Annotated in this window: 24 protein-coding genes and 1 tRNA gene; 11 read left to right on the top strand and 14 right to left on the bottom strand. The window is 69.1% G+C overall.

The window, feature by feature from the left end:
- The first annotated feature begins 38 nt into the window (after positions 1 to 38).
- Entirely contained in the window at positions 39 to 929 is an 891-nt protein-coding gene (locus J2850_RS12945) for a LysR family transcriptional regulator (RefSeq protein WP_209982539.1), read from the top strand.
- A gap of 1,277 nt (positions 930 to 2,206) precedes the next feature.
- On the opposite strand, the gene J2850_RS31755 is transcribed toward J2850_RS12945, so the two are convergent.
- From J2850_RS31755 to J2850_RS12930, 3 genes are all read right to left on the bottom strand, one after another.
- Positions 2,207 to 2,992 (bottom strand): response regulator, encoded by a 786-nt coding sequence (locus J2850_RS31755; RefSeq protein WP_246513038.1) that lies wholly within the window; start codon positions 2,990 to 2,992, stop codon positions 2,207 to 2,209.
- 426 nt (positions 2,993 to 3,418) lie between these two features.
- A complete protein-coding gene (locus J2850_RS12935; protein WP_209982236.1) occupies positions 3,419 to 4,105 on the bottom strand; it encodes an SOS response-associated peptidase in 687 nt (228 codons plus the stop codon).
- A 77-nt stretch (positions 4,106 to 4,182) separates the two neighbouring features.
- On the bottom strand, positions 4,183 to 4,833 hold the full coding sequence (locus tag J2850_RS12930) for a glutathione S-transferase family protein (RefSeq protein WP_209982234.1): 651 nt from the start codon (positions 4,831 to 4,833) through the stop codon (positions 4,183 to 4,185).
- A 187-nt stretch (positions 4,834 to 5,020) separates the two neighbouring features.
- Between J2850_RS12930 and J2850_RS12925 the strand changes: the two genes are divergently transcribed.
- The 4 genes from J2850_RS12925 to J2850_RS12910 all read left to right on the top strand — a co-directional run bounded on the left by J2850_RS12925 (position 5,021) and on the right by J2850_RS12910 (position 9,087).
- A complete protein-coding gene (locus J2850_RS12925) occupies positions 5,021 to 6,415 on the top strand; it encodes a leucyl aminopeptidase family protein (RefSeq protein WP_209982535.1) in 1,395 nt (464 codons plus the stop codon).
- Between the two features lie 171 nt (positions 6,416 to 6,586).
- Positions 6,587 to 7,609 carry a flagellar motor switch protein FliG gene (fliG, locus tag J2850_RS12920; protein WP_209982231.1) on the top strand — a complete coding sequence of 341 codons (1,023 nt, stop codon included), beginning with the start codon at positions 6,587 to 6,589 and terminating at the stop codon, positions 7,607 to 7,609.
- A 40-nt stretch (positions 7,610 to 7,649) separates the two neighbouring features.
- Positions 7,650 to 8,600 carry an AraC family transcriptional regulator gene (locus J2850_RS12915; RefSeq protein WP_246513037.1) on the top strand — a complete coding sequence of 317 codons (951 nt, stop codon included), beginning with the start codon at positions 7,650 to 7,652 and terminating at the stop codon, positions 8,598 to 8,600.
- Positions 8,601 to 8,625: 25 nt separating this feature from the next.
- Positions 8,626 to 9,087: a DUF2000 domain-containing protein gene (locus J2850_RS12910; protein ID WP_211113896.1), complete on the top strand. Its 462-nt coding sequence runs from the start codon at positions 8,626 to 8,628 to the stop codon at positions 9,085 to 9,087.
- Between the two features lie 5 nt (positions 9,088 to 9,092).
- Here J2850_RS12910 and J2850_RS12905 read toward each other — a convergent pair whose 3' ends face one another.
- Complete coding sequence (locus J2850_RS12905; protein WP_209982230.1) at positions 9,093 to 10,325, bottom strand: sensor histidine kinase; 1,233 nt, start codon at positions 10,323 to 10,325, stop codon at positions 9,093 to 9,095.
- Positions 10,326 to 10,413: 88 nt separating this feature from the next.
- Positions 10,414 to 10,911 (bottom strand): low molecular weight protein-tyrosine-phosphatase, encoded by a 498-nt coding sequence (locus tag J2850_RS12900; protein WP_209982228.1) that lies wholly within the window; start codon positions 10,909 to 10,911, stop codon positions 10,414 to 10,416.
- Between the two features lie 108 nt (positions 10,912 to 11,019).
- Here J2850_RS12900 and cobB point away from each other — a divergent pair, with 108 nt between their 5' ends.
- A complete protein-coding gene (cobB, locus tag J2850_RS12895; RefSeq protein ID WP_209982227.1) occupies positions 11,020 to 11,760 on the top strand; it encodes a Sir2 family NAD+-dependent deacetylase in 741 nt (246 codons plus the stop codon).
- Positions 11,761 to 11,848: 88 nt separating this feature from the next.
- Positions 11,849 to 12,418: a uracil-DNA glycosylase family protein gene (locus J2850_RS12890; protein ID WP_209982528.1), complete on the top strand. Its 570-nt coding sequence runs from the start codon at positions 11,849 to 11,851 to the stop codon at positions 12,416 to 12,418.
- 40 nt (positions 12,419 to 12,458) lie between these two features.
- On the opposite strand, the gene J2850_RS12885 is transcribed toward J2850_RS12890, so the two are convergent.
- Positions 12,459 to 12,809 (bottom strand): metallopeptidase family protein, encoded by a 351-nt coding sequence (locus J2850_RS12885; protein WP_209982223.1) that lies wholly within the window; start codon positions 12,807 to 12,809, stop codon positions 12,459 to 12,461.
- Between the two features lie 122 nt (positions 12,810 to 12,931).
- Between J2850_RS12885 and J2850_RS12880 the strand changes: the two genes are divergently transcribed.
- Positions 12,932 to 13,237 carry a 4a-hydroxytetrahydrobiopterin dehydratase gene (locus J2850_RS12880; RefSeq protein ID WP_370878929.1) on the top strand — a complete coding sequence of 102 codons (306 nt, stop codon included), beginning with the start codon at positions 12,932 to 12,934 and terminating at the stop codon, positions 13,235 to 13,237.
- Between the two features lie 45 nt (positions 13,238 to 13,282).
- Here J2850_RS12880 and J2850_RS12875 read toward each other — a convergent pair whose 3' ends face one another.
- A complete protein-coding gene (locus J2850_RS12875) occupies positions 13,283 to 15,145 on the bottom strand; it encodes an extracellular solute-binding protein (protein ID WP_209982221.1) in 1,863 nt (620 codons plus the stop codon).
- 164 nt (positions 15,146 to 15,309) lie between these two features.
- Here J2850_RS12875 and ppa point away from each other — a divergent pair, with 164 nt between their 5' ends.
- Complete coding sequence (gene ppa / locus J2850_RS12870; protein ID WP_209982218.1) at positions 15,310 to 15,867, top strand: inorganic diphosphatase; 558 nt, start codon at positions 15,310 to 15,312, stop codon at positions 15,865 to 15,867.
- Positions 15,868 to 15,997: 130 nt separating this feature from the next.
- On the opposite strand, the gene J2850_RS12865 is transcribed toward ppa, so the two are convergent.
- Positions 15,998 to 16,948 carry an L-lactate dehydrogenase gene (locus J2850_RS12865; RefSeq protein ID WP_209982217.1) on the bottom strand — a complete coding sequence of 317 codons (951 nt, stop codon included), beginning with the start codon at positions 16,946 to 16,948 and terminating at the stop codon, positions 15,998 to 16,000.
- Positions 16,949 to 17,211: 263 nt separating this feature from the next.
- Between J2850_RS12865 and J2850_RS12860 the strand changes: the two genes are divergently transcribed.
- Entirely contained in the window at positions 17,212 to 19,905 is a 2,694-nt protein-coding gene (locus J2850_RS12860) for a bifunctional acetate--CoA ligase family protein/GNAT family N-acetyltransferase (protein ID WP_209982215.1), read from the top strand.
- Positions 19,906 to 19,999: 94 nt separating this feature from the next.
- On the opposite strand, the gene J2850_RS12855 is transcribed toward J2850_RS12860, so the two are convergent.
- Genes J2850_RS12855 through J2850_RS12830 form a run of 6 tightly spaced genes read right to left on the bottom strand, consistent with a single transcriptional unit; the run spans position 20,000 to position 23,646 of the window.
- A complete protein-coding gene (locus J2850_RS12855; RefSeq protein WP_209982213.1) occupies positions 20,000 to 20,167 on the bottom strand; it encodes a hypothetical protein in 168 nt (55 codons plus the stop codon).
- 56 nt (positions 20,168 to 20,223) lie between these two features.
- Positions 20,224 to 21,054 (bottom strand): ModD protein, encoded by an 831-nt coding sequence (modD, locus tag J2850_RS12850; protein WP_209982211.1) that lies wholly within the window; start codon positions 21,052 to 21,054, stop codon positions 20,224 to 20,226.
- Between the two features lie 24 nt (positions 21,055 to 21,078).
- The gene (locus J2850_RS12845; protein ID WP_209982209.1) at positions 21,079 to 22,074 is read right to left on the bottom strand and encodes a magnesium transporter CorA family protein; all 996 of its coding nucleotides are present in this window, start codon (positions 22,072 to 22,074) and stop codon (positions 21,079 to 21,081) included.
- Positions 22,071 to 22,988, bottom strand: a complete 918-nt coding sequence (gene folD / locus J2850_RS12840) for a bifunctional methylenetetrahydrofolate dehydrogenase/methenyltetrahydrofolate cyclohydrolase FolD (protein WP_209982207.1) — start codon at positions 22,986 to 22,988, stop codon at positions 22,071 to 22,073. Before folD ends, J2850_RS12845 begins: the two co-directional genes overlap by 4 nt.
- 2 nt (positions 22,989 to 22,990) lie before the next feature.
- Complete coding sequence (locus J2850_RS12835; protein ID WP_209982205.1) at positions 22,991 to 23,362, bottom strand: DUF167 domain-containing protein; 372 nt, start codon at positions 23,360 to 23,362, stop codon at positions 22,991 to 22,993.
- The gene (locus J2850_RS12830; RefSeq protein ID WP_209982204.1) at positions 23,362 to 23,646 is read right to left on the bottom strand and encodes a YggT family protein; all 285 of its coding nucleotides are present in this window, start codon (positions 23,644 to 23,646) and stop codon (positions 23,362 to 23,364) included. Before J2850_RS12830 ends, J2850_RS12835 begins: the two co-directional genes overlap by 1 nt.
- Before the next feature lie 261 nt (positions 23,647 to 23,907).
- Here J2850_RS12830 and J2850_RS12825 point away from each other — a divergent pair.
- Positions 23,908 to 23,983 (top strand) — tRNA-Ala (locus tag J2850_RS12825).
- Positions 23,984 to 24,233: the final 250 nt, after the last annotated feature.

The raw sequence follows: 24,233 nt of genomic DNA, 5'->3' as shown, positions 1-24,233 counted from the left end.
AGGCTCCGGGTCAATGCGCTACGGAGCGGGACAGCATGATGGATTGGGACAAGCTTCGGGTTTTCCATGCGGTGGCCGAAGCCGGCAGCTTCACGCACGCCGGCGAGACGCTGAACCTCAGCCAGTCGGCGGTCAGCCGGCAGATCAGCGCACTTGAGGAAAGTCTGGGCGTTCCACTCTTCCACCGCCACGCCCGCGGGCTGATCCTGACCGAGCAGGGCGAACTGCTGCACCGGACCGCCCGCGACGTCTTCGCCAAGCTGTCGATGACCGAGGCGATGCTGACCGAGAGCCGGGAGCATCCGAAGGGTCCGCTGCGGGTGACGACCACCGTCGCCTTCGGATCGACCTGGCTGACGCCGCGCATCAACGAGTTCATGTCGATCTATCCCGACATCCAGTTGACGCTGCTGATCGACGACAACGAGCTGGACCTGGCGATGCGCGAGGCGGACATCGCCATCCGCATGAACACGCCGCGCCAGCCCGACCTGATCCAGCGGCACCTGATGTCGATCCGCTTCCATCTCTACGCCAGCCAGAACTACCTGAAGAAGCGGGGGACGCCCAAGACCCTGGCGGACCTGGACAACCACGACATCATCGCCTATCCGCCCGACGTGCGGGCACCGATCCCCAACGTCAACTGGATCATGGAGATGGGGGAACCGTCGCCCAACCGGCGGCCGATCCTGCAGGTCAACAGCGTCTACGCCATCTACCGCGCGGTGGAGAGCGGGCTGGGCATCGCGGCCCTGCCGGACTTCCTGGTCGACAGCTTCTCCAAGGACGTGACGCGGATCATGCCCGACGTCGACGGGCCGAAGGTCGACGCCTACTTCGTTTATGCCGAAGAATTGCGCCATTCCAAGCGCATCGCGGTCTTCCGCGACTTCCTGGTTAAAAAAGTGGCAGAGACCCCGTTCTGATCGGGGGCTATTTTCGAAGCGTTGCAATAGCATTGCCGAAATCGACCCGGTTTCCCCATCTTTCGGAGGCAGCTTGGTCGGTTTCGGCATTTTTATTAGCAATTTCAGCTTTCGAGCAAGCCATGCGTCGCTTGCATGGTAGATTTATTCATTTATGCCTGGAAAGTTGGCAGCAGAATGGTCAAATTTTGATCGTTGGATGTTGCGACGCAGCATTCGATGTTTCGTCCCGAAGGTTCTCCTTCGGGGTTGGGTCCTCGGACCCAGCGTCTCCCAGACGTGAAGCCTCCCTGTTCAACTCGCCGCTAATCCATCGGATTAGCGGCGGTTTTTTTATGTGGTCAGGGGCTGGGGGAACTCAGGGAAAAGAACGCTCCCCAGCTTGCCGGCTCGCCCCTGTAAGAGCGAGCGGTCACCCGCCATGCCGTCCGGTCGGAACGGTCGTCCGTATCGTCGAGCACGCCACGCCGCGCGGTTGCCCAAGGCCGATTCTCTTCTCCCGACCAGGGAACATGCCGCGACCGCTCATGCGGCCAAGCTTGCCGCACGCGCCTTCACCAACGCCAGCAGCAACGAAACCGCGGCGCTTCAGCCGGACTCTACCCGCTCAGCGGTAGCCCGACCGTAACGTCCTGGATCGACGCTGCCGGACCGCATCCGGGCAGGAGCTGTGGGGGTGTGTTTCGGCACGATCTCCCATGCCGCTCCCATCACAACCTGGTCCCGATGGTGGAGGCGAGTTCATCAGAGCCTGCTCGCGTCAGACTCAATCCAGCGACGGCGCCGAACTTCATGCAGTATTTCTTCGGCCTCCAACCGCAGCTCCGCCGCTCCGTTCCTCTGCCCGGCAGATAGGGATTGAACGTTCCTGACCCAGGTCCGAGTATTCAGAGCCCATGCGCGAAGATCGTCCATGAACTCTTCAATGTCGTCAGAATGGCTATCCATCATGGCGTCATTTTAGTTCAGCCTGAGTCTGCAGATAAATCAGCTCAGCGATGTAATCGTTCTCCCCGCAGAATAGGCAACTCAGCCAGCTCTCGGCCAAAGGTGCAGCGGTCGGGGCGGTGCCGGTCGTATGACGGGAGCGCTGGGAAAAGAAGGGGCGACCTGCGGGATAGCGGTCGCCCGAGTTGCATGGATGACAGTATGCGAGCTGTCATGAACACCCTAACCCGGCCCACCTCGCATCGCCCATACGGCACACCCCTATCTTGAAAGAGAGCATCCTTGTCCGCCACGCCCATCGGCGCGGCGTCCGGCCGAGATGGCCGAGGTCATGGAGGCGTGAGGTTCTCCCTTGCCCAGAAGGCGGCAAGGGAACGGACGGAGGCGACGAAATCCTCGAACCTCGTCTGCTTCACCACATAGGCGCTGCCGCCTGCCTCATAACATGCCTCCAGGTCCCTCTCGTCCCGCGAGGAGGTCAGCACGACGACGGGGAGCTTTCTGGTGGCCGGCTCAGCCTTGATCCTCCTTAGGACCTCCATCCCGTCGATTTTCGGGAGCTTCAGGTCGAGAAGGATGACCGCCGGGAGCACGCGCCCGGGACCATCGTTGAACAGGCGCGACAGTGCCTGCTCGCCGTCGTTCGCGATCACGATGTCGTTTTCCAACCCCACTTGGCCGAAGGCCTCGAGCACCAGTTCCAGATCCCTTCGATTGTCCTCGACGATAAGGATCGGCTTCAGTTCGGCCGGTGCGTCCGTGAACTGCGGATTGCCTTCGGATGCCTCGGCGCCTTTCTCGCTCCAACGCCTTCGCATTTCCCTGCGCATGGCGATGAGCCCGGCGAGATGCGCCTGCACGATCTGCGAATTACCGGACTCCTGAAGGGCGGAGAGGGTCGCCGACTGCAAGTCGAACAGCTCCTTGTCCGCCAGATGCCGGAGCTCGCCGGAAACGCTTCCTATTTCCCGGGAATCCGAAATGGAAAGCGGCGCGACCGGTTGGACCGTGTCTTGACCATCTGGCGTTTCTGCCAGCCTGATCCTGGCTTTGCTGGCGAACGACTCCCACTCTTCCATATGACCTTGTTCCTGATGATTCGGCGTATGCATCATATCGAAGCGCAATCCTTGCGGACAAGGCGCTTGCCGGTGACCAATTCACCGAAACGGCCGGTGAGGGCACTGCCTGGCTGATTGCCCGCCTATCCTTCCTCTCCGCTGGACCAGAGTCCCCGTATCCTTCCCAGCTCCGGGAGGCAGCCTCTCTTCCGGCGCGGGACCGTCTTGCGACCTCCCGGCATGATCGGGGAACGGGTTCCCTCCCTGCGGAACTGCCCGCCTCGCTTCCGTAAGGCGGGCATCTTCAGATCGGATCGCGTGAAACCGGAATCGATGTGGAGCGTGAACAGGATCGTCGAACGAAGGCCACAACGCCGTGCGTTTCATATGAAACGCACGGCGCCGCACACCCGCTTCCGGATCCCCGGCTCCCGCCTGGCCGCGGAGCCTCACCCACGCGGGCGTAGGCCGGCCCAGGCGTCAGGCCGGGTTGATCGGCTCGATCAGGTCGACGCGGTCGTTCCGCACGTTGCCGACATCGCGGTGGACCGGCCACAGCCGGGTCCGGTCCGCCGGATAGGGCCGCATCAGCCCCACCAGGCGATCGTCGCCGGCCTCCTCCTCGCCGAGCCACGCCGGCCAATCGGCCGGCGGCAGGATCACCGGCATGCGGTCGTGGACGTCCCGCGTGGCGTCGTTGGCGGTCGTGGTGATGATGGTGAAGGTGTGCAGCCACTCTCCCGTGGCCGGATCCTTCCATCCCTCCCACAGGCCGGCGAACGCGTCCGGCTTCTCGTTGCCGGTGGTGCCGATCGCATAGGGCTGCTTGGCCTTCCCGTCGGCCTTCCATTCATAGAAATTGTCGAAGGGGATCAGGCAGCGGCGCTTGCGGAAGGCCGATCGGAACGCCGGCTTCTCCGGCACCGACTCGGCCCTGGCATTGATCATCCGCGCCGCGCCGGCGGCGTCCTTCGACCAGACCGGCAGCAGGCCCCAGCGCAGCAGGCCCAGCCTGCGCTCCTTGGTCTCCGGATGGGCGCGGACCACCGGCAGCATCTGCAGGGGCGCCGCATTGTACCGCGGCCCGAACTCGGGAAGTTGCCCGACCGTGCCGAAGCGCGCGGCGATCTGGTCGGTCGGGCTGTGAATGGCAAAGCGTCCGCACATATCCCCAGGATGGGGACCGGGACCGGCCTCGTCAACCGGGCCGGCCGGCACGCTCCACCGGCGGTCGCCGCCCGGAGCTACAGCACCCAGGGCTCCGCCTTCGCGTCCGCGATCCACTGCCGCAGCGCCGGCAGCGCCAGCACGGCGTCCATGTAGGCGCGCGTCTCCGGCCTGACCGCGACCCCGTAGGTTTCGAGGCGGGTGACCACCGGGGCGAACATGGCGTCGGCAATGGTGAAGCCACCGAACAGGAACGGGCCGCCGGTTTCGCTCCCGCGGCCGGAACCGGCACGGGCGTCGGCCCACAGCGTCTCGATGCGCGCGATGTCGGCGGCGGTTTCCGGCGTCATGCCCTCGCCATGGCGGTCGCGCTTGAGGTCCATCGACATCGTGTTGCGCAGCGACGCGAAGCCGGAATGCATTTCCGACGATATCGAGCGGGCGACGGCGCGGGCCGTCCGGTCGGCCGGCCACAGCCCGGCTCCGGGGGCGATTTCCGCCACATACTCGCAGATCGCCAGCGAGTCCCAGACGGTGATGCCGCCATGGATCAGGCAGGGTACCCGGCCCGAGGGCGAATGGCTGCGGATGCGCGCCGCGGTGTCCGGCTGGCGCAGCGGGATGACGGTTTCGGTGAAGGGGAGGCCGGCCTGCTTCAGCGCCAGCCAGGGGCGCAGGGACCAGGACGAATAGGCCTTGTTGCCGAGGATCAGGGTCAGGTCGGACATCGCGGGCTCTTGCGTGGACGAGGAAGGGGGGAGCGAGCATGCAGCCGGCCCGCGCCGGGGGCAACAGCCGGGACGGCGCGCCCGGCGGACATGCCCCCTTTCCAGCCGGCCTCCGGCGCGCCATCCTCTGGTGACGGACATCCGCACCGGATGCGTGATGCGACCTCGTGAGAAGGGATTCTTCGTCTTGCTCGCCACCCTGCTTGCCGGCGACGGCGCCGATACCGTCGCCCTTACCCCCATGACCAAGGCCGGGCTGGCCGACTGGCTGGCATCGCAGACGCCGGCCGTGGCGTCCTGGGTCAAGGCGGTCGGCTTCACCGGCGACGCCGGGTCGACCGCCTTCCTGCCGGGACCGGACGGCGCCATCGCCCGCGTCCTGGCCGGCGTGTCGGCCATAGACGATCTGTGGGCCTTCGCCGGCCTGCCGGCCGCCCTGCCGGCCGGCTCCTACAGGATCGACTTGGCCGGAACCGGAGCGGCGATGGACGCGCGGGCGGCGACGCGGGCGGCGCTGGGCTGGGCGCTCGGCAGCTACCGCTTCAGCCGCTACCGGAAACCGCCGGAGAAGGGCTTCGCCTGCCTGGTCTGGCCGGCCGAGGCGGACCGCGGCGAGGTGGAGCGTGCGGCGACCGCCACGTTCCTGGTGCGCGACTTGGTGAACACCCCGGCCAGCGACCTCGGCCCGGCCGAACTGGCACAGGCGGCGCAGGATCTGGCCGGCGAGTTCGGCGCAACGGTCGAGGTGACCGTCGGCCGCGACCTGCTGGACCGCAACTATCCCGCCATCCATGCCGTCGGCCGCGCCAGCCCGCGCGAGCCGCGGCTGGTCGACCTGCGCTGGGGTGACCCGCAGCATCCGAAGGTCACCATCGTCGGCAAGGGCGTGTGCTTCGACACCGGCGGACTGGACCTGAAGCCGTCCTCCGCCATGCTGTTGATGAAGAAGGACATGGGGGGTGCGGCCCATGCGCTGGCGCTCGGCCGCATGATCATGATGGCGGGGCTGCCGGTGCGGCTGCGCGTGCTGGTCCCGGCGGTGGAGAACGTCGTGTCCGGCGATGCCTTCAAGCCGCAGGACGTGCTGAAGACGCGCAAGGGCCTGACCGTCGAGGTCGGCAACACCGATGCCGAAGGCCGGCTGATCCTGTGCGACGCGCTTGCCGAGGCGGACTCGGAAAAGCCGGCCCTGCTGGTCGACTTCGCCACCCTGACCGGTGCCGCCCGCGTGGCGCTCGGCCCGGACCTGCCGGCGCTGATGAGCAACGACGACGGGCTGGCCGCCGACCTGACCGAGGCCGGGTCGGCGGTCGACGACCCGATGTGGCGGCTGCCGCTGTGGGCGCCCTACCGCAAGGGGCTGGACAGCAAGGTGGCGGACATCGGCAACGTCACCTCGAACGGCTTCGCCGGCGCCATCACCGCCGGTCTGTTCCTGCAGGAGTTCGTGTCGAAGGAAACCCCCTGGGCTCACCTCGACACCTACGCGTGGAACGCCTCCTCCCGGCCCGGCCGGCCGGAAGGCGGCGAGGCGCTGGGCCTGCGCGCGGTCTATGCGGTGATCCGCAAGCGCTTCGGCTGAACCGGCCCTCCGGGGGCAAGGAAGGGATTTGTCTAAACTTGTCTCTTCTTTGCTCCTCCGGAGGGATGGAACCCCCATTCGGATCGTATTACAACGTAAGGACAGTTCAGGGGCTGGCCGCCGCATTCCCGCGCGGCGCCGTTGCGCAGGCGGAATGGTGGAGGCGGACACATGGCACTGAAGGTTCGTGAGGATTACCGGACCCTCACCGGCCCGGAAAAGGCCGCCATCATGATGCTGGCGCTGGGCGAGGAGCATTCGTCCAAGCTGTTCTCGCTGATGGACGACGAGGAGATCAGGGAGCTGTCCCAGGTGATGGCCAACCTGGGCACCGTGTCGGCCAACCTGATCGAGCGCCTGTTCGTGGAATTCGCCGAGCAGATGTCGGCGACCGGTTCGCTGGTCGGCTCCTTCGATTCGACGGAACGCCTCCTGCTGAAGACCCTGCCCAAGGACAAGGTCGACCAGATCATGGAGGAGATCCGCGGTCCGGCCGGCCGGACCATGTGGGACAAGCTGGCCAACGTCAACGAATCGGTCCTGTCGAACTACCTGAAGAACGAGTATCCCCAGACCGTCGCGGTGGTGCTGTCGAAGATCCGCCCCGAGCATGCCGGCCGCGTGCTGACCCAGCTCCCGGAAAGCTTCGCGATGGAGGTCATCATGCGCATGCTGCGCATGGAGGCGGTCCAGAAGGAGGTGCTGGACGACGTCGAGCGCACCCTGCGCACCGAGTTCATGACCAACCTCGCCCGCACCAGCCGCCGCGACAGCCACGAGATGCTGGCGGAGATCTTCAACGGCCTGGACCGCACCACCGAGCACCGCTTCATGGCGGCGCTGGAGGAACGCAACCGCGACAGCGCCGAGCGCATCAAGTCGCTGATGTTCACCTTCGAGGATCTGTCGAAGCTCGATCCCTCGGGCGTGCAGACCCTGCTGCGCACGGTGGACAAGCAGAAGCTGGGCACCGCGCTGAAGGGCGCGTCGGAGACGCTGAAGGACCTGTTCTTCTCCAACATGTCCGAACGCGCCGCCAAGATCCTGCGCGAGGACATGGCGGCCATGGGTCCGGTCCGCGTCCGCGATGTGGACGAGGCGCAGATGTATATGGTCCAGCTCGCCAAGGATCTCGCGGCGCGCGGCGAACTGGTCATTGCCGAAGGCAGCGGCGAGAACGAACTGATCTACTGACCGGCCGGTTCCTTCCGGCGGTCCGCTGGAGAGGTGCCGGATGGATGGACAGGCGGGGAAACGCCGCGACTGGGTGGCGATGCGGCGCGACGCCGAAACCGGGGTCGAGACCATCCGTGCCCATTTCCAGGGCCATGCCTATGACCTGCACGACCATGACGAACTCCTGGTCGGCGTTACCGAGCAGGGGGTGCAGGCCTTCCGCTGCCGGCGGCGGCTGCACACCAGCACGCCCGGCCGCGTCATCCTGATCGAGCCCGGCGAGGCGCATGACGGCCACAGCCCCGGCGACGACGGCTTCACCTACGCCATGCTCTACCTGCCGGTGCCGCTGCTGGCCGCCCGCGCCGACGCCCTGCGCAGCCTGATGCCGCGCCCTCCGGCGCTGGGGTTCCGCGACACCCTGGCCGACGACCCCCGCCTCGCCGCGGCGATCGGCGGCGCCTTCCTGGCGCTGCACGGGCGCGAGGGCCGGCTGGCCCGCGACTTGGCGCTTGACCGGCTGGCGGCGAGGCTGGCCGGGCATGTCGCGCCCCTTGGAGCCCTGTCCGGCCCGCCGGCGGGTGCGCTGCGCGATCGCCCCGACCGGGCGGCGGTGCGGGCGCGCGACCTGCTGCATGCCCGGATGGGCGAGGATGTCGGGCTCGACGACCTGGCGGCGGCGTCCGGCGTCGACCGCTTCCGGCTTAATCGCGCCTTCCGCGCCGCCTTCGGCCTGTCGCCGCATGCCTATCTGGTGCGCCTGCGGCTGCGCGCCGCCCGGCGTCGGCTGGCGGCGGGGGAGGCGCCGGCCCTGGTTGCGGCGGAGGTGGGGTTCGCCGACCAGAGCCATCTCGGCCGCTGGTTCCGCCGCGCCTACGGCCTGACCCCCGCGGCCTATAGGGATCTGGCGGGCAGGGATATCGCAGGCAGGGATATCGTCGGCTGCGATCCGGCGGCTCGCGATCTGTGCACAAACGTTCCAGACCGGAGCGGCCGGCATCGGGCATGAGGGACGGCGAAAGGAGACCCGTTCCATGCCCGATCATTCATTTCCTGCCGATCCCGCCGCTTCCGCCGAGGCTCCGGTGCGCTTCGACACCAAGGTCGCGCTGATCGTCCGCGAGGATCTGCCGGTGTGGCAGAAGCTGAACGTCGCCGCCTTCCTCGCAACCGGCGTCGCCGCCGCGGCACCGGACGCGATCGGCGAGGCCTATGTCGATGGCGCCGGGCGGAGCTACGGCCGCATGCTGGGCCAGCCGATCCTGATCTTCGCGGCCGACGGCGACAGGCTGCGCGCCGTCCGCGATGCGGCGCTGGACCGCGGGCTGACGCTGGTGCCCTATGTCGCGGCCATGTTCACCACCGGCCACGACGCCGCCAACCGCGCGGCGTTCCGCGCGGAGGACCCGGCCGCGCCCGATCTCGTCGGCCTTGCCCTGCGCGGCCCGAAGAAGGCGGTGGACAAGACGGTGAAGGGCCTCGCCCTGCACGGATGAGCGGGTCAAGGCTCCTGCGGCATCAGGATCGTCACCGCCGTCCCGCCGCCGGGTGCGCTGTCGATCTCCAGGCGCCCGGCGAGCGGACCGGTCACCGTGCTGAAGGCCACCGCCAGCCCCAGTCCCCGGTGCCCACGGCCGCGCGCGGTGGTGAAGAAGGGGTCGGTCAGGGTGGGCATGTGCCGCGGCGGGATGCCGGCGCCATGATCGCGCACGGTCAGCCGCCAGGCCGGCTTGCCGTCCAGGGCCGCCGTCTCGACCGCCAGCTCGGCCACCCCCGGCCCGCCGCCATAGCCGTGGGCCGCGGCGTTGGCGAACAGGTGATGCAGCACCCGCTCCAGGTGCGGGGCATAGCCGATCCACGGGCAGGGCGGCCCCGGCAGCATCCGGACCTCCAGCGGCAGGTCCGGATGCTGGACGGCGAACAGCGCGGCCGCCTCCTCCGCCGCCCGCCGCAGGTCGGTCGCCTCCAGCGGCTCGGCGTTCTGGCAGGCGGCGATGGCCGAGAACGCCTCCACGAGTTCGACCGCGCGGGCAAGGTTGGCTTCCAGCAGCGCCGCCGGCTCCCGCAGATCCTCGGCGGTGAGCGGGCCGGCGCCGATACCGCCGGCACCGATCCTGGCGCCGGCCCGGGCGATCTCCTGCAGATGGCTGGCGGTGGTCACGCAGACGCCGAGCGGCGTGTTCAGCTCATGCGCCAGCCCGGTCACCACCTGGAGGAGGGTGCGCTGGCGCGCCAGCGCCGCCTCGGCGACGCGGGTGCGGCGTTCCAGGTCCTCGCGGACGACCCGCCCCGACACGTCCCGGACCGTCCCGCTGAGCTTGCGCAGCAGCTTCGCCAGCATGTCCGGCGAGGGGGAGATCAGCGCCAGGAACAGGTCGCGGTCCAGTTCGAACACCGTCACCGGCGTGGCGGCGATCACCGAGGCGGAGCGGGCGCCGCCATCGATCAGCGCCATCTCGCCGAAACAGTCGCCGGCACGGCGGAATCCCACCTCCACCTGGCCGCCGCAGGCATCGCCGCACACCACCCGCACCGTACCGGCAACCAGGACGTGGAGCGCGCGGGCCTCGTCGCCCTCCCGCATCAGCACGGTCCCCGCCGGTGCGTCGAACAGCCGGCCGCGTGCCGCCACCGCCGCGCGCTCCTCCGGCGTGAAGGACTCGAACAGGACGACGCCGTCGAGGATGTCACCGGGAACCACGGTGCCGGTGGGGGCGACGATGGCGCTGGTCATGGCGGGGAGATGCTCCAAAGGGGCCGGGCATCCGCAGCCTAAACCATGCGGCGGCCGGCCGGCGACCCGTTTGCCGGCCTTTTCCGCCTCAGCCGGCGCTTTCCCGGGCCACCAACCGGTTTTCGCGGGCGAGGCGGTCCAGCAGGCCGCGCGCGCCGGCCTCGCACAGGTCCAGGACCTCACCGAACCCGTCGGGGCCGCCGTAATAGGGATCCGGCACCGAGCGGCCGGCGAGGCCGGGGGCATCGTCGAGGAACAGGCGCAGGGCGGCACCGGCGCCCGGCGGGGCGATGCGGCGCAATTGCTCCAGGTGGCCGTGGTCCATCGCCAGGATATGGTCGAAACGGGCGAAGTCGCCCGCCGTCACCTTGCGGGCGCGCAGGCCCGACAGGTCGATGCCGCGGGCCAGCGCGGCACGCTGCGTGCGCGGGTCGGGCGGCTCGCCGACATGGTAGGCGTGGGTTCCCGCGGACTCGGCGGCCACCAGGCCGGACAGGCCGGCGCGCCCGGCCAGATGGCGGAATACCCCTTCCGCGGTCGGCGAACGGCAGATGTTTCCCGTGCAGACGAACAGGACCTTGACCACCTCTGGTCTCCCTCCTTCTTTACTTCCTGACGCGGCGGGCGTACGCCGCTCCCAGGTCCTGCGCGACAGTGTCCACATGACCGGTTTCCGAACCGCTAAGGTGATGCCATGCCCTCCCCCGCCCTGATCAACCGCCTGCGCCCGACCGACTCGGTGGTCATCCTGACCGGCGCCGGGATCTCCAAGGAATCGGGGCTCGACACCTTCCGCTGCGCCGGCGGCATCTGGAGCCAGGTCGATCTGGAGGACGTTGCGACGCCGGAAGGGTTCGCCCGCAACCCGGACCTCGTCCACCGCTTCTACAACGACCGCCGCCACGGCCTGCACGACCCCGCCGTGCAGCCCAATGCCGCGCACCGGGCGCTGGCCGAGCTGGAGCGGCGCTGGAAGGGCGACATCCTGCTGGTGACGCAGAACATCGACGACCTGCACGAGCGCGGCGGGTCGAAGGCGCCGCTGCACATGCACGGCGAACTGCTGAAGGCGTTCTGCCTGCATTGCCGGGCGGCGGTGGAGGTGCATGGCGACCTGTCGGTGCACGACCATTGCCTGACCTGCGGGCGCAAGGGCGGCATGCGGCCGGACGTCGTGTGGTTCGGCGAGATGCCCTACGGGATGGAACGCATCCAGCGGGCGCTGGAGGAATGCGACCTGTTCGTGTCGATCGGCACCTCCGGCCACGTCTACCCCGCCGCCGGCTTCGTGGCGGAGGCGCGGTCGGCCGGCGCCTATACGGTCGAGCTGAACCTGGAACCGTCGGAGGGCGCCTCCTATTTCCACAGCTCGATCCACGGCCCGGCCACCCAGGTGGTGCCGGCCTTCGTCCAGGATATGCTGACGCTTGTCTGACCTTGATAACGGCCCGGATCCCGGTGGCCCAGATCTCGGTGGCCCAGATCTCGGTGGCCCGGATCTCGACCACCCGGATCTCGGCGGCCTGTTCGCGCGGGTGCGGGCCTGCACGCTGTGCGCCGGCCTGCTGCCCCATGGCTGCCGGCCGGTGCTGCGCGGCAGCGCCTCCGCCCGCCTGCTGATCGTCGGACAGGCGCCGGGAGCCAGGGTGCATGCCAGCGGCATCCCCTGGGACGATCCGTCGGGCGACCGCCTGCGGAAGTGGCTGGCGATGGACCGGCCGGCCTTCTACGACGAATCGCGCATCGCCGTCGTGCCGATGGGGCTGTGCTATCCGGGGACGATGCCGAAGGGCGGCGACTATCCCCCGCGGCCGGAATGCGCGCCGCTCTGGCATCCGCCGCTGCTGCAGGCGCTGTCGGGCGTCCGCCTCACCCTGCTGATCGGCCAGTATGCCCAGGCGCGCTATCTCGGCGACCGCCGCAAGGCGACGATGACGCAGACGGTGGCCGCCTGGCGCGACTACGGCCCGGCCGTCCTCCCGCTGCCGCATCCGAGCTGGCGCAACACCGCCTGGCTGAACCGCAATCCCTGGTTCGAGGCGGAGCTGGTGCCCGTCCTGCGCCGGCGGGTGGACGAGGCGCTGGCGGGCTGACCGCCCGCCGCGGCCCGCCACGCCCCCTGCGCGGCTGCCCTTATTCCATCGCCTCGATCCGCTCCATGTCGTCGTCGGAGAAGCCGAAATGGTGGCCGATCTCGTGGATCAGGACATGGCGGACGATGGCGGGCAGATCCTCCCCGGTCTCGCACCAGTAGTCCAGGATCGGCCGGCGGTAGAGGAAGATCATGTCGGGGCCGCCGCGGACGTCGGCGACGCTTTGCCGCGTCAGATCCACGCCGCGGTAGAGCCCCAGCAGGTCGAAGGGGCTTTCCAGTTCCATCTCCCGCCCGGTATCCTCGTCGGGAAAATCCTCGACGTGGATGACGAGGTTCCCGACCGGAGCCAGCAGCTCGGCCGGGATGGTGTCCAGCGCCTCTTCGGCCATGCGCTCCAGGTCTTCGACCGTGGGCGGAACCGTATGGGGACCTGATGGTTTCCGTATCATGCCCGAGAAGGTAGCGAAACGCCGCCGGTTCGCCAAGACGGGGCGGCAGAATTAGGGAGGTCATGATGTCGGATCGCCTGGTCGGCACCCATCGCCAGACGGCGCTGAAGGAGCTTCACGGATGGGCGGAGGTGCTGGAGCGCGACGCCATCCGCAAGACCTACCATTTCGCCGATTTCCCGGCGGCCTGGGGCTTCATGAACCAGGTCGCCCTGCTGGCGGAGAAGACGGCCCACCATCCCGAATGGTTCAACGACCTCGGCCGGGTCGAGGTGATCCTCTACACCCGCACCGCCGACGGCGTCACCCAGGCCGACATCGATTTCGCCCACCGCCTCGACCAGATGGCGCCGCTCCACGACCGGTGACCGGACAGCCGCCATTCCGGGAGCCCCGCCGGGGCAACGCGGCGGCTATTCCACCCACCAGGTCTCCGTCAGCGGGCCGTAGAGCGGCGTGACCGCCGGGCGGTGCAGCCTGGTCCAGCGGGCGATACGGTCGACCGGGCTGTGGAACAGCGGGACCATGTAGTGGCCCCACAGAAGCACCCGGTCGAGCGCCCGCACCCGGCCGACCAGCTCCGCCCGGGTGCCGGCGGCGGCGATGGAGCGGGCGAGCGCGTCAACCACCGGGTCGCGGATGCCGGCGAGGTTGCGGCTGCCGCGGTCCCCGGCGGCGGCGGTGCCGTAATAATAGAGCTGCTCGTTGCCCGGCGACAGGCTGGACGCCCACCAGCGCAGCGTCATGTCGAAGTCGAATCCCTCCAGCCTCGCCTGGAACTGCGCGCTGTCCACCGTCCGCACCCGGGCGTCGATGCCGAGCGGCTCCAGCGAGCGGGCGAACTCCAGGGCCACCCGCTCCTCCGCCGGGTCGGACAGCAGGATCTCGAAGGCAAAGCGGGCACCCGCGGCGTCGGCCAGCCGGCCGTCCCGCACGCGCCAGCCGGCCTCCGCCAGCAGGCGCATCGCCTCGCGCCGGTTGGCGCGCAGTCCGGCCGGACCGCCGCCGGTATCGGCGCCGGACGTCGCCCCCGGCAGCGGCGGGGGGCGGGTGAACAGCGCGCGCGGCAGCCGATCGCGGAAGGGCTCCAGCGCCGCCAGCTCCTCGCCGTCCGGCAGGCCGCGGGCGGCGAGCTCGGAATTCGGATAGTAGCTGGCGGTGCGGGTCAGCAGGCCGCGGAACAGGTTGCGGCCGATCCAGTCGAAATCTGTCGCCATGCCCAGCGCCTGCCGCACCCGGACGTCGGCGAACAGCGGCCGCCGGGTGTTGAAGATCAGGCCGCGCGCCGGTTCGGGCCGGCGGTTCGGCAGCTCCTCCAGCACGATCCTGCCGCCGTTCAGGGCCGGACCGTCATAGCCGACCGCCCATTTGGCCGGATCGCTCTCGTAGCGGACATCGCCCTGCCCGGCCTTGAAGGCTTCCAGCGCCACGGAGTCGTCGCGGTAATAGTCGAACTCCAGGCGGTCGGCGTTGAACTGCCCGACGCGGGTCGGCAGGTCCCGCCCCCAGTAGTCGGGCACCCGCTCGTAGAGGATGCGGCGGCCGGGATCGACCGCCCCGATCCGGTAGGGACCGCTGCCCATCACCGGCTCCAGCGTCGTATGGTCGAACTCGCGCCCTGTCCAGAACGCCTTGCTGTGGATCGGCATCAACCCCATCAGCAGCGGCATCTCGCGGTCGATCCCGCCATCCGGGCCGCCATCCGGGCCGCCGTCGGAGGTGGCGAAGGCGAAGCGGACGGTACGGGGGTCAGGCGCCTCGGCCGTCGCGACCTTGGCGTAGAACAGCCGGCGGTTCGGCGTGCCGTGCCGGCGCTGGACCTCCAGCGAGAACAGCACGTCCTCGGCGGTCACCGGCGTGCCGTCGTGCCAGCGCGCCTTCTCGTTGATGTGGAAGGTGACGGCCGACCGGTCCGCGGCCACCTCCACCCGGTCGGCCAGCAGGCCGTAGAGCGAGAAGGGCTCGTCCCACGAGCGCGTCAGCAGCGTCTCGAACACATATCCCAGCCCCAATGCCGGCACGCCCTTCACGATGTGGGGATTGAGGCTGTCGAAGGTGCCGACCACCGCCTGCCGCATCGTCCCGCCCTTGGGCGCCGACGGGTTGACATAGGGAAAGGCGGCGAAGCCCGGCGGCAGGGCGAGGTCGCCATGCATGGCGATGCCGTGCGTCGGGATGCCGTGCGTCGGGACGCCGGGGCCGGGATCGGCGGCGGAGGCGAAAGCGGCCGGCAGAAGCAGCGAAAGCAGGAGGATCGGGACTGACGGGCGGATCATGGCCGGCAGGGTTGCCGCTTTGCCGCATCCGCGCAAGAGCCCGCGCAAGTTCCTTGGCCTTGATCGGCGTTCCGCCTAAACTCCGGCCCCGCGTGGCGCCGGACCGGGCATCGGCGCCGAAATAAGAACGTGCCCTGAATACGCCAGTCGAAGGAACGCGATACATGGATCTGAGCAAGCTCGCCGCGGGCAAGAATCCCCCCTGGGACGTGAACGTCGTCATCGAGATCCCGATCGGCGGCCAGCCGGTGAAGTACGAGGTCGACAAGGACTCCGGCGCGGTGTTCGTCGACCGTTTCCTGCACACCGCCATGTTCTATCCCTGCAACTACGGCTTCATCCCGCACACCCTGTCGGGTGACGGCGATCCGGTGGACGTCTGCGTCGTCGGCCAGCACGGCGTCGTCCCGGGCGCGGTCCTGCGGTCGCGCCCGATCGGCGTCCTCTACATGGAGGACGAGGCCGGCGAGGACGAGAAGCTGCTGGCCGTTCCGGTCGACAAGCTGCACCCGTTCTACACCGACGTGAAGAACTACACCGACCTGCCGTCCATTGTGATCGAGCAGATCGCCCACTTCTTCGAGCACTACAAGGATCTCGAGAAGAACAAGTGGGTGAAGGTCCGCGGCTGGGGCAACGCCGAAGAGGCCGCCAAGAAGATCGAGGAAGGCCTGGCCCGCGCCCTGGAAGCCAACAAGGGCACCCCGGGCCCGGTGGTCTGACGGTAGTCGCGATTTCCGGTGGCCCGTGAAACGGCCGGCGTCAGGGTCCTGACGCCGGCCGTTTTCCGTTCTCGAAGAGCGGAAAGGCCCGTCGCCGCGCCGCAGGCGTCGCGGGGCATGCGGGATGGCCTCAACTGATCCAGCCCATCCGCCGCTCGACCCCGTCCGCGGCCTCCTTCAGGATTTCGGCGCTGCGGCGCAGGGCGGCCTCCTCCTCCGCCGACAGGTTCGGCAGGATGGTGTCCAGCGCCCCCGAGGCCCCGATCACCCGCGGCAGCGACAGCACCACCTGCGGCACGCCGGCGACCTCGTCGTTCAGCATGGCGCAGGTCGCCACCAGCCGTTCGTCGGCGCCGATGGCGGCGACCAGCCGGGCCAGCCCGCCGCCGATGCCGAAGGCGGTGTGGCCCTTGCCGTTGATGATGTGGTAGGCGGCGCGGCGCACCCCCTCGTCGATCCCGGCGCGGTCCTCGGCGGTCAGGCTGCGGCGGAGCTGGTCCGCGGCGCGCTCGACCGGCAGGCCGGCCACCGTGGCGCTCGACCACAGCAGCACCTCCGAATCGCCGTGCTCGCCGACGACATGGGCGTGGACCGACCGCGGCGTCACCTTCAGCCGGTCGGCCAGCAGGAAGCGGAACCGCGCGGTGTCGAGCACGGTGCCCGAGCCGATGACCCGGCAGCGCGGCAGGCCGCTGATCCGCGTGGCGATCTGGGTCATCACGTCGACCGGGTTGGTGGCGACCAGCAGCACCGCGTCCGGCGCCGCCTTCAGGACCGCGGGAATGATGGCGCCGAAGACCTTGGCGTTGCGCTCCAGCAGGTCCAGGCGCGTCTCTCCCGCCCGCTGGGCCACGCCGGCGGCCAGGACGACCACCCCCGCCCCCTCCAGCGCCTCGTACGGCCCGGCATGGACGCTCACGGCATGGGTGAAGGGCACGGCATGGGCGATGTCCTGGGCCTGGGCACGGGCCAGCGCGTCGTTCATGTCGACCAGCACGACCTCGCTGGCGGCGGCGGTGGTCACCATCGCGAAGCCGGCGGTGCTGCCGACGAACCCCGCCCCGACGATTCCGACCTTCATGATCGCGCTCCTTCCCCGATTGCCGATGCACGTGCAACAGCTTGGCGAGGATCGGCGTCCCGCCGCAAGGGGCCTGCGCCGCCCCCGGCCCGATTTCCGCCAGCGCGACGAAACGCCCCCTTGCCCGATGGTCATACCAGCCGTTAATTTTGCATCGCAGCAAACATATGGGATGAAAGTCCACCATCGCGCTGTTCGTCATCAAAACCGTCGGGAACCCGTGGCACACTGGCCCGGCGGCTTCACCAGCACCGGACCGGGTCATGACTGTTCGCAACCTCGACAAGCTGTTCAAGCCTGCCTCGATCGCCCTGATCGGCGCCAGCCGCAAACCGGGCACGGTGGGCGCGGTGGTGGCCCGCAACCTGTTCCAGGCCGGCTTCGACGGACCGGTGATGCCGGTCAACCAGACCGAGCGTGCCGTCGAGGGCGTGCTGACCTACAAGACGGTCGACAGCCTGCCGATCACCCCGGACCTGGGCGTCATCTGCACGCCCCCCGACACGGTGGCCGCAACGGTCGACGCGCTGGGCAAGCGCGGGACCAAGGCGGCCATCGTCATGACCAACGGCATGACCGCCGAGCAGATCCAGTCGATGCTGGACGCGGCGAAGCCCTACCTGATGCGGGTGCTGGGTCCGAACAGCCTGGGCGCCATGGTGCCGGGGCGGGGCATGAACGCCAGCTTCGCGCCGGTGGCGCCACGCAAGGGCGACGTCGCACTGGTGGCGCAGAGTTCGATGGTGCTGACCTCCATCGCCGATTGGGCGACCTCGCGCGGGATCGGCTTCTCGCACCTGGTGTCGCTGGGCGACCGCGGCGACGTCGACTTCGGCGACCTGCTCGACTATCTGGCCAGCGACGTCACCGTCCGCGCCATCCTGCTCTACATCGAGAGCATCACCCACGCCCGTAAATTCATGTCGGCGGCCCGCTCGGCCTCGCGCCAGAAGCCGGTGATCGTCATCAAGGCCGGCCGCTCGGACGAGGCGCAGGAGGCCGCCGCCTCGCATACCGGTGCTCTGGCGGTATCGGACGCCGTCTATGATGCGGTGTTCCGCCGTGCCGGCGTGCTGCGGGTCAACGACCTCGCCGAGCTGTTCGATGCCGCCGGCACGCTGGGCACCGGGGTGCCGATCACCGGCGACCGGCTGGCGATCCTGACCAACGGCGGCGGCATGGGCGTCATGGCCACCGACAAGCTGATCCAGGCCGGCGGGCGCCTCGCCGCCCTGGGGGCCGAAACGCAGGAGGCGCTGGCCAGGACGCTGGGTCCCCAGCCCGGCGGCCCCTTCCGCAACCCGCTGCGCATCGGTGCCGACGCCACGCCCAAGCGCTATGCCGAGGCGCTGAACGCGCTGATGCAGGACACCGGCAACGACGCGGTGCTGGTCCTTCACTGCCCGTCGGCCCTGACCGACAGCGCCGCCATCGCCCAGGCGGTGGCGGAGACGGTGCAGGCCAACAAGGCGCGGCGCCACCCGGTGCTGACCAGTTGGATCGGCGACCAGTCGGCGGTGGGCGCCCGCAAGCTGTTCGCCGACAGCCGCATCCCCACCTACAGCGGCCCCTCCGAGGCGGTGCGCGCCTTCATGCACCTGGTGCGCTACCGCCGCAGCCAGGAACTGCTGATGGAAACGCCGCCCTCGGTGGCGGAGGATTTCCAGCCCGACGAGATCACCGTCAAGAAGGTGGTTTCCCGCGCCATGGCGGAGAAGCGGGAGTGGCTCAGCGAGTACGAGGCCAAGCGCGTGCTGGCCGCCTACGGCATCCCGGTGGTCGACACCCGCGTCGCCGCGACGCCCGCCGATGCCGCCAATGCCGCCCGCGTCATCGGCGGCCCGATCGCCCTGAAGATCCTGTCGCACGACATCACCCACAAGTCCGACGTCGGCGGCGTCGTGTTGGGCCTGACCAGCCCGGAGCAGGTCAGGGCGGAGGCGGAGGCGATGCTGGGCCGGGTGGCCGAGCTGGCGCCCGAGGCGCGGATCGAAGGCTTCACCGTCCAGGAGATGGCGGTCCGCCCCGACGCCTATGAACTGATCGTCGGCATGACCGAGAACGAGATGTTCGGGCCGGTCCTGCTGTTCGGCGAAGGCGGCATCGGCGTCGAGGTGGTGGAGGATTACGCCCTGGCCCTGCCGCCGCTGAACATGAAGCTGGCGACCGAGCAGATGGGCCGCACCCGCATCCACAAGCAGCTCCAGGGCTACCGTTCGCGCGCCGCGGTCGACCTCGATGCGGTGGCGCTGACGCTGAACAAGGTCAGCCAGCTCGTCGTCGATTTCCCCGAGATCGCGGAGATGGACATCAACCCGCTGCTGGCCGATGCCGACGGCGTGACGGCGCTCGACGCCCGCATCAAGGTCGGCGTGCCCGCCCTGCCGGGGGCGACGCGGCTGGCCATCCGCCCCTATCCCAAGGCGCTGGAGGACCGCATCACCATCAGGGACGGCCGCCAGTTCCTGGTCCGCCCGATCCTGCCGGAGGACGAGCCGCTGGTGCACCACCTGGTGGAGAACCAGACCGCCGAGGATCTGCGGCTGCGCTTCTTCGCGCCGCTGAAGCGGCTGTCGCACCAGGCGGCGGCGCGGCTGACCCAGATCGACTACGATCGCGAGATGGGATTGATCGCCGTCGGGCCGGACCCGCAGACCGGCGACACCATCATGTACGGCGTGGTGCGCATCACCGCCGACCCCGACAACCGCCGCGCCGAATATGCGGTGATGGTGCGGTCCGACATGAAGGGCCAGGGGCTGGGCTTCATCCTGATGAACAAGATCCTCGACTATGCCCGCTCGCGCGGCATCAAGGAGGTCTATGGCGAGGTGCTGCGCGAGAACACCAACATGCTGAACATGTGCCGGGCGCTGGGTTTCGTCCGCAAGGAGAACCTGGACGAGCCCGGCGTGGTGGAGGTGCGCATCGAACTGGGCGGTGGGCTGGCGGCGTAGAAGGCTTGGTAGCGGCGGTTGACTGCGGGGATGGATAGGGCAATATCAGGCTTGGCGGGCAAGGGATACCACCCCTTGCCCGCCGGCCCGATCCTTACCGGTAGAGGTCAAGCAGCCGCTTGACGATCTCCAGAACCAGGATCAGGAGCTTGAGGATATAGAGCATCCTCTTCACTCCTCGTAAGCGGCGGGGATGGTGGCCGGTCCGCCATCCCGTCCGCGTCACCACTGTGGCGCACGCATAGGTATTGCGGAAGATCATTTGCTCGCAAAATCGGGACTCTCAGGGACTGCGGCCGGCTGTCGCAGACCTCGCCGCTATGCCGGCCCTAGAACCACCCGCACATCGGCCGGCTGGCCGAAGAAGGGTGCCGAGGTGACCAGCAGGCGGCAACCGGCCGCGGCATAGGCGGCGGCGTTGGCTTCGGTGACGCCGCCGGCGGGCGCCACCACCGGCGGCGGCGCCAGATCCCGCGTCGCCTCGATCACCGCGCGGGCGGCGTCGGGCGGCAGCTTCTCGAGCTGGATGACGTCGGCACCGGCGCGGGCGAAGAGCACCGCCTCCTCCACCGAGCCGACCTCGACCACGATCTTCTTTTCCGGGGCCTTGCGGCGCAGGTCGGCGATCCAGCCGTCCGGCGGACCGTCCAGGAAGGCGCGGTGTTCGGGGAAGACCAGCAGGGTTTCCGACAGGCCCAGCCGGTGCATCACCGCCCCGCCCGCCTGCACCGCCTTGACGCTGATGTCCTTGGCCCCGGGAAAGTTCTTGCGGGTGCAGGCGACGGTGACGCCGGGGGCGGCCTCGACGATGCGCCGGGCGCGGGTGGCGATGCCGGAGGCGTATTCGACCAGCGTCTGCGCCACCTTCCAGGCGCGGTGCAGGGAGCCGGCTGCCCCGTTGGCCTCCAGGAAGACCGCGCCGGCCGCAACGGCCGTGCCGCTGGGCTCGGCGCGCAGCACCCGCCCGCCCGCCCTCTCCACCAGCCGCGCCGCCTCCTCGGTGCCGGCCAGCACCATCCCGGCGCGGGCGGCGAAGCTCATGCGGGCCGGCCGGCCGGCGATGCCGAGCCCGTCGGTGGTCAGGTCGCCGTAGGGGACATCCTGCGCCAGCAGCGCGTCGATCGCGGCGTCGGGCAGGATGGTCGTCATCGGCATATCCTCACATGCGGGACGCTACAGCCAGCCGCGCCGGCGGAAATACCAGAGCGGCACCACCGCCGAGAGTATCATCAGCAGGATCGCCATGGGATAGCCGAACTCCCAGTCGAGCTCCGGCATGTACTTGAAGTTCATGCCGTAGGCCGAGGCGATCAGGGTGGGCGGCATCAGCGCCACCGACACCACCGAGAAGATCTTGATGATGGCGTTCTGTTCGATGTTGATCAGGCCGAGCGTGGCGTCGAGCAGGAAGTTCGCCTCGTGCGCCAGGAAGCCGGCATGTTCGGTCAGCGAGCGCAGGTCGCGCGTCATCGTCTTCAGCGCGGTCTTCTGTTCCTTGTTCAGCCGGCCGCCGCTGACCGAGGTCAGGAACACCACCAGCCTGTCGAGGCCGGCCAGACTGTCCCGCACCTTGTGCGTCAGGTCGCCGGCGCGGCCGATGCCGCGCAGCACGTCCTGCAGCTCGTCGGGCTTCTTGGACTGCTTGCCGAAGCCGCTCTCCTCCAGCGAATCGTCGAAGACGCGCGCCGACAGCTCGTCGATGCGGCCGCCGACCAGCTCCAGCACGTCGGCGACCCGGTCGATCACCGCGTCGAGCAGACCGAACAGCGCGCTTTCCCCGGTCGCCAGCAGTTCCGGCTGGCGGACGCAGCGGGCGGCGAAGGTGATGACCGGCAGCGGTTCGGTGTAGCGCAGGGTGATGAGGTGGCGCGGCGTCAGCACGAAGGTCAGCTCGCCCTGTTCCGGGTGGGGCGAGGTCGCGCGCGAGATGATCGAGGAGGTCATGTAGAGCCCTTCGCCCTCGACATAGAGCTGGCTGGAGGCCTCGATCTCCTTCATCTCCTCGCGCGTCGGCAGGTCGCAGCCGGTCAGTGCGCCGACATGAGCGCGCTCCGCCTCCGTCGGGCGCAGCAGGTCGACCCAGACCGCCTCGGCGGGCAGCGGCTCGCCGAGTTCCAGCGGCTGGCGCATCACCCGCCCGTCCTCGGCACGGGCGTGGACGGTGATCAACGCGCCATCCCTTGGGCGGCCTCTTCGGGAACCGGGGCGCCGGCGGCGCGACAGGCGGCGGCCAGCGTGTTCAGCATCAGGCAGGCGATGGTCATCGGCCCGACGCCGCCCGGCACCGGTGTGATGGCGCCGGCCACCTTGACCGCCTCGTCGAAGGCGACGTCGCCGACCAGCCGGCTCTTGCCGGCCTCTGCCGCCGGCACCCGGTTGATGCCGACGTCGATCACCGTGGCGCCGGGCTTGATCCAGTCGCCGCGCACCATCTCCGGCCGGCCGACCGCCGCCACCAGGATGTCGGCGCGACGGCATTCGCCGGGCAGGTCGACGGTGCGGGAATGGGCCATCGTCACCGTGCAGTCGGCCTGCAGCAGAAGCTGAGCCATCGGCTTGCCGACGATGTTGGAACGGCCCAGCACCAGGGCGCGCTTGCCCTTCAGGTCGCGGCCCAGCGTGTCGCGGATCAGCAGCAGGCTGCCCAGCGGGGTGCAGGGCACGATGGCGCCGGGCTGGCCGGTGGCGAGCAGCCCGGCATTGACGACATGGAAGCCGTCGGCATCCTTCTCCGGCACGATCCGGGCCAGGACCTTCTGGCTGTCGATGTGCCCGGGCAGGGGAAGCTGGACCAGGATGCCGTGAACCGCGGGATCGGCGTTCAGGTGGTCGATCAGCGCCAGCAGCTCGGACTCGGCCATGTCGGCCGCCCTGTGGTGGTCGAAGCTGTTCATGCCCAGTTCGACCAGCGCGCGCTCCTTGGAGCGGACATAGACCTGGCTGGCCGGATCCTCGCCCACCAGCACGACCGCCAGGCCGGGGGTGACGCCGTGGCTGGCCTTCAGCGCCGCCACACCGTCCGCCACCCGGGCGCGGAGGCCGGCCGCAAAAGCCTTGCCGTCGATGATCTTCGCGTCCGCCATGCTCACTCTCCACCCTCACCGGCGGCCGTGCCGCCAAGTCCGGCGGCGGCGCCCAATCCATTGACCAAGGCCGTCAGACGCGGCAGCAGCGCCGCCGGATCGCCGGCCACATGCAGTATCTTGTTCCGGTCGGTGGCCCCGGCCACCACCGTCAGGCTCGTCTTCGGCAGTTTCCATGCCTTCGACAACAGTTTTATGACGGCCTCGTTCGCCTTGCCGTTCTCCGGCACGGCGGTGACCGCCACCTTCAGCACCCGCCCGCCCCCGACCGCGTCGGCGACGCCGGTCACCGCGTTGCGCGACGCCTTCGGCGTCACCCGCAGCGCGACGCGCAGCCCGTCGCCGACCGGCTCGAACGGGGCGGTTGCCGCCATCAGAAGCGCGGCCAGTACTGGGCCATCAGGTTCTGGATGAAGGAGATCAGCAGCAGGACGACGATCGGCGACAGGTCCAGCCCGCCCATGTTCGGCAGGACGCGGCGGATCGGGCGCAGCACCGGCTCGGTCAGCCGGTACAGGAAATCGCCGATCAGGTAGATCGCGCGGTTGCGCGTGTTCACCACGTTGAACGCGACCAGCCAGCTAAGGATCGCCGACAGGATGAGGACCCAAAAGAACAGGTCCAGGATGGTGTTGATGAGCACATACAGCGCGATCATGCCGGGCCCGCTCCAGTTGGTTTTTCGCGGCGGCCGCACGTACGGGAGGTGTAGGGCGGGCGCCAGCCTTTTGCGGGCACCCTAAGCATAAGCGGAGAGTGCTGTCCAGCACGGCGGCCCCGAACCCGCTTGTCCGGGGCACCCGACGCGGCCCGCTCCCCCCGCCGTCATTTTTTCCAAATCCGACGCTTGACAGCACCCCCCGACATGGACAATATCCGCGCCACGCCGCGACGACGATGCGTCGCAGCGACATGGTGTGGGGCCGTAGCTCAGCTGGGAGAGCGACGCGTTCGCAATGCGTAGGTCGGGAGTTCGATCCTCCTCGGCTCCACCATTACTTCCCAAGATATTGATTTGGTTCGGAAAATTGCCCCTGATGGGGCGTCGAACCTACCGTGTGACACACCACCGTCGCACACGGTGCGCGCCGAATCGGCCGCAACGCCTTGTAAACCCGACGAAAAATCACCCCGGCGCTGTAGCACAAGGCTGTCGCACAAGCGGCACCACACCGGCCTGTGGCTGCGTGGAGCCGTCTGGCAATTCCGGGTCCGCGTTCCAACCAGCGTCCGCCAGCAGTTCGG

Origin of the sequence: Azospirillum picis (genome assembly GCF_017876115.1) — a bacterium.
Taxonomy (GTDB): domain Bacteria; phylum Pseudomonadota; class Alphaproteobacteria; order Azospirillales; family Azospirillaceae; genus Azospirillum; species Azospirillum picis.
This window is presented reverse-complemented; position numbering and strand designations above follow the sequence as displayed.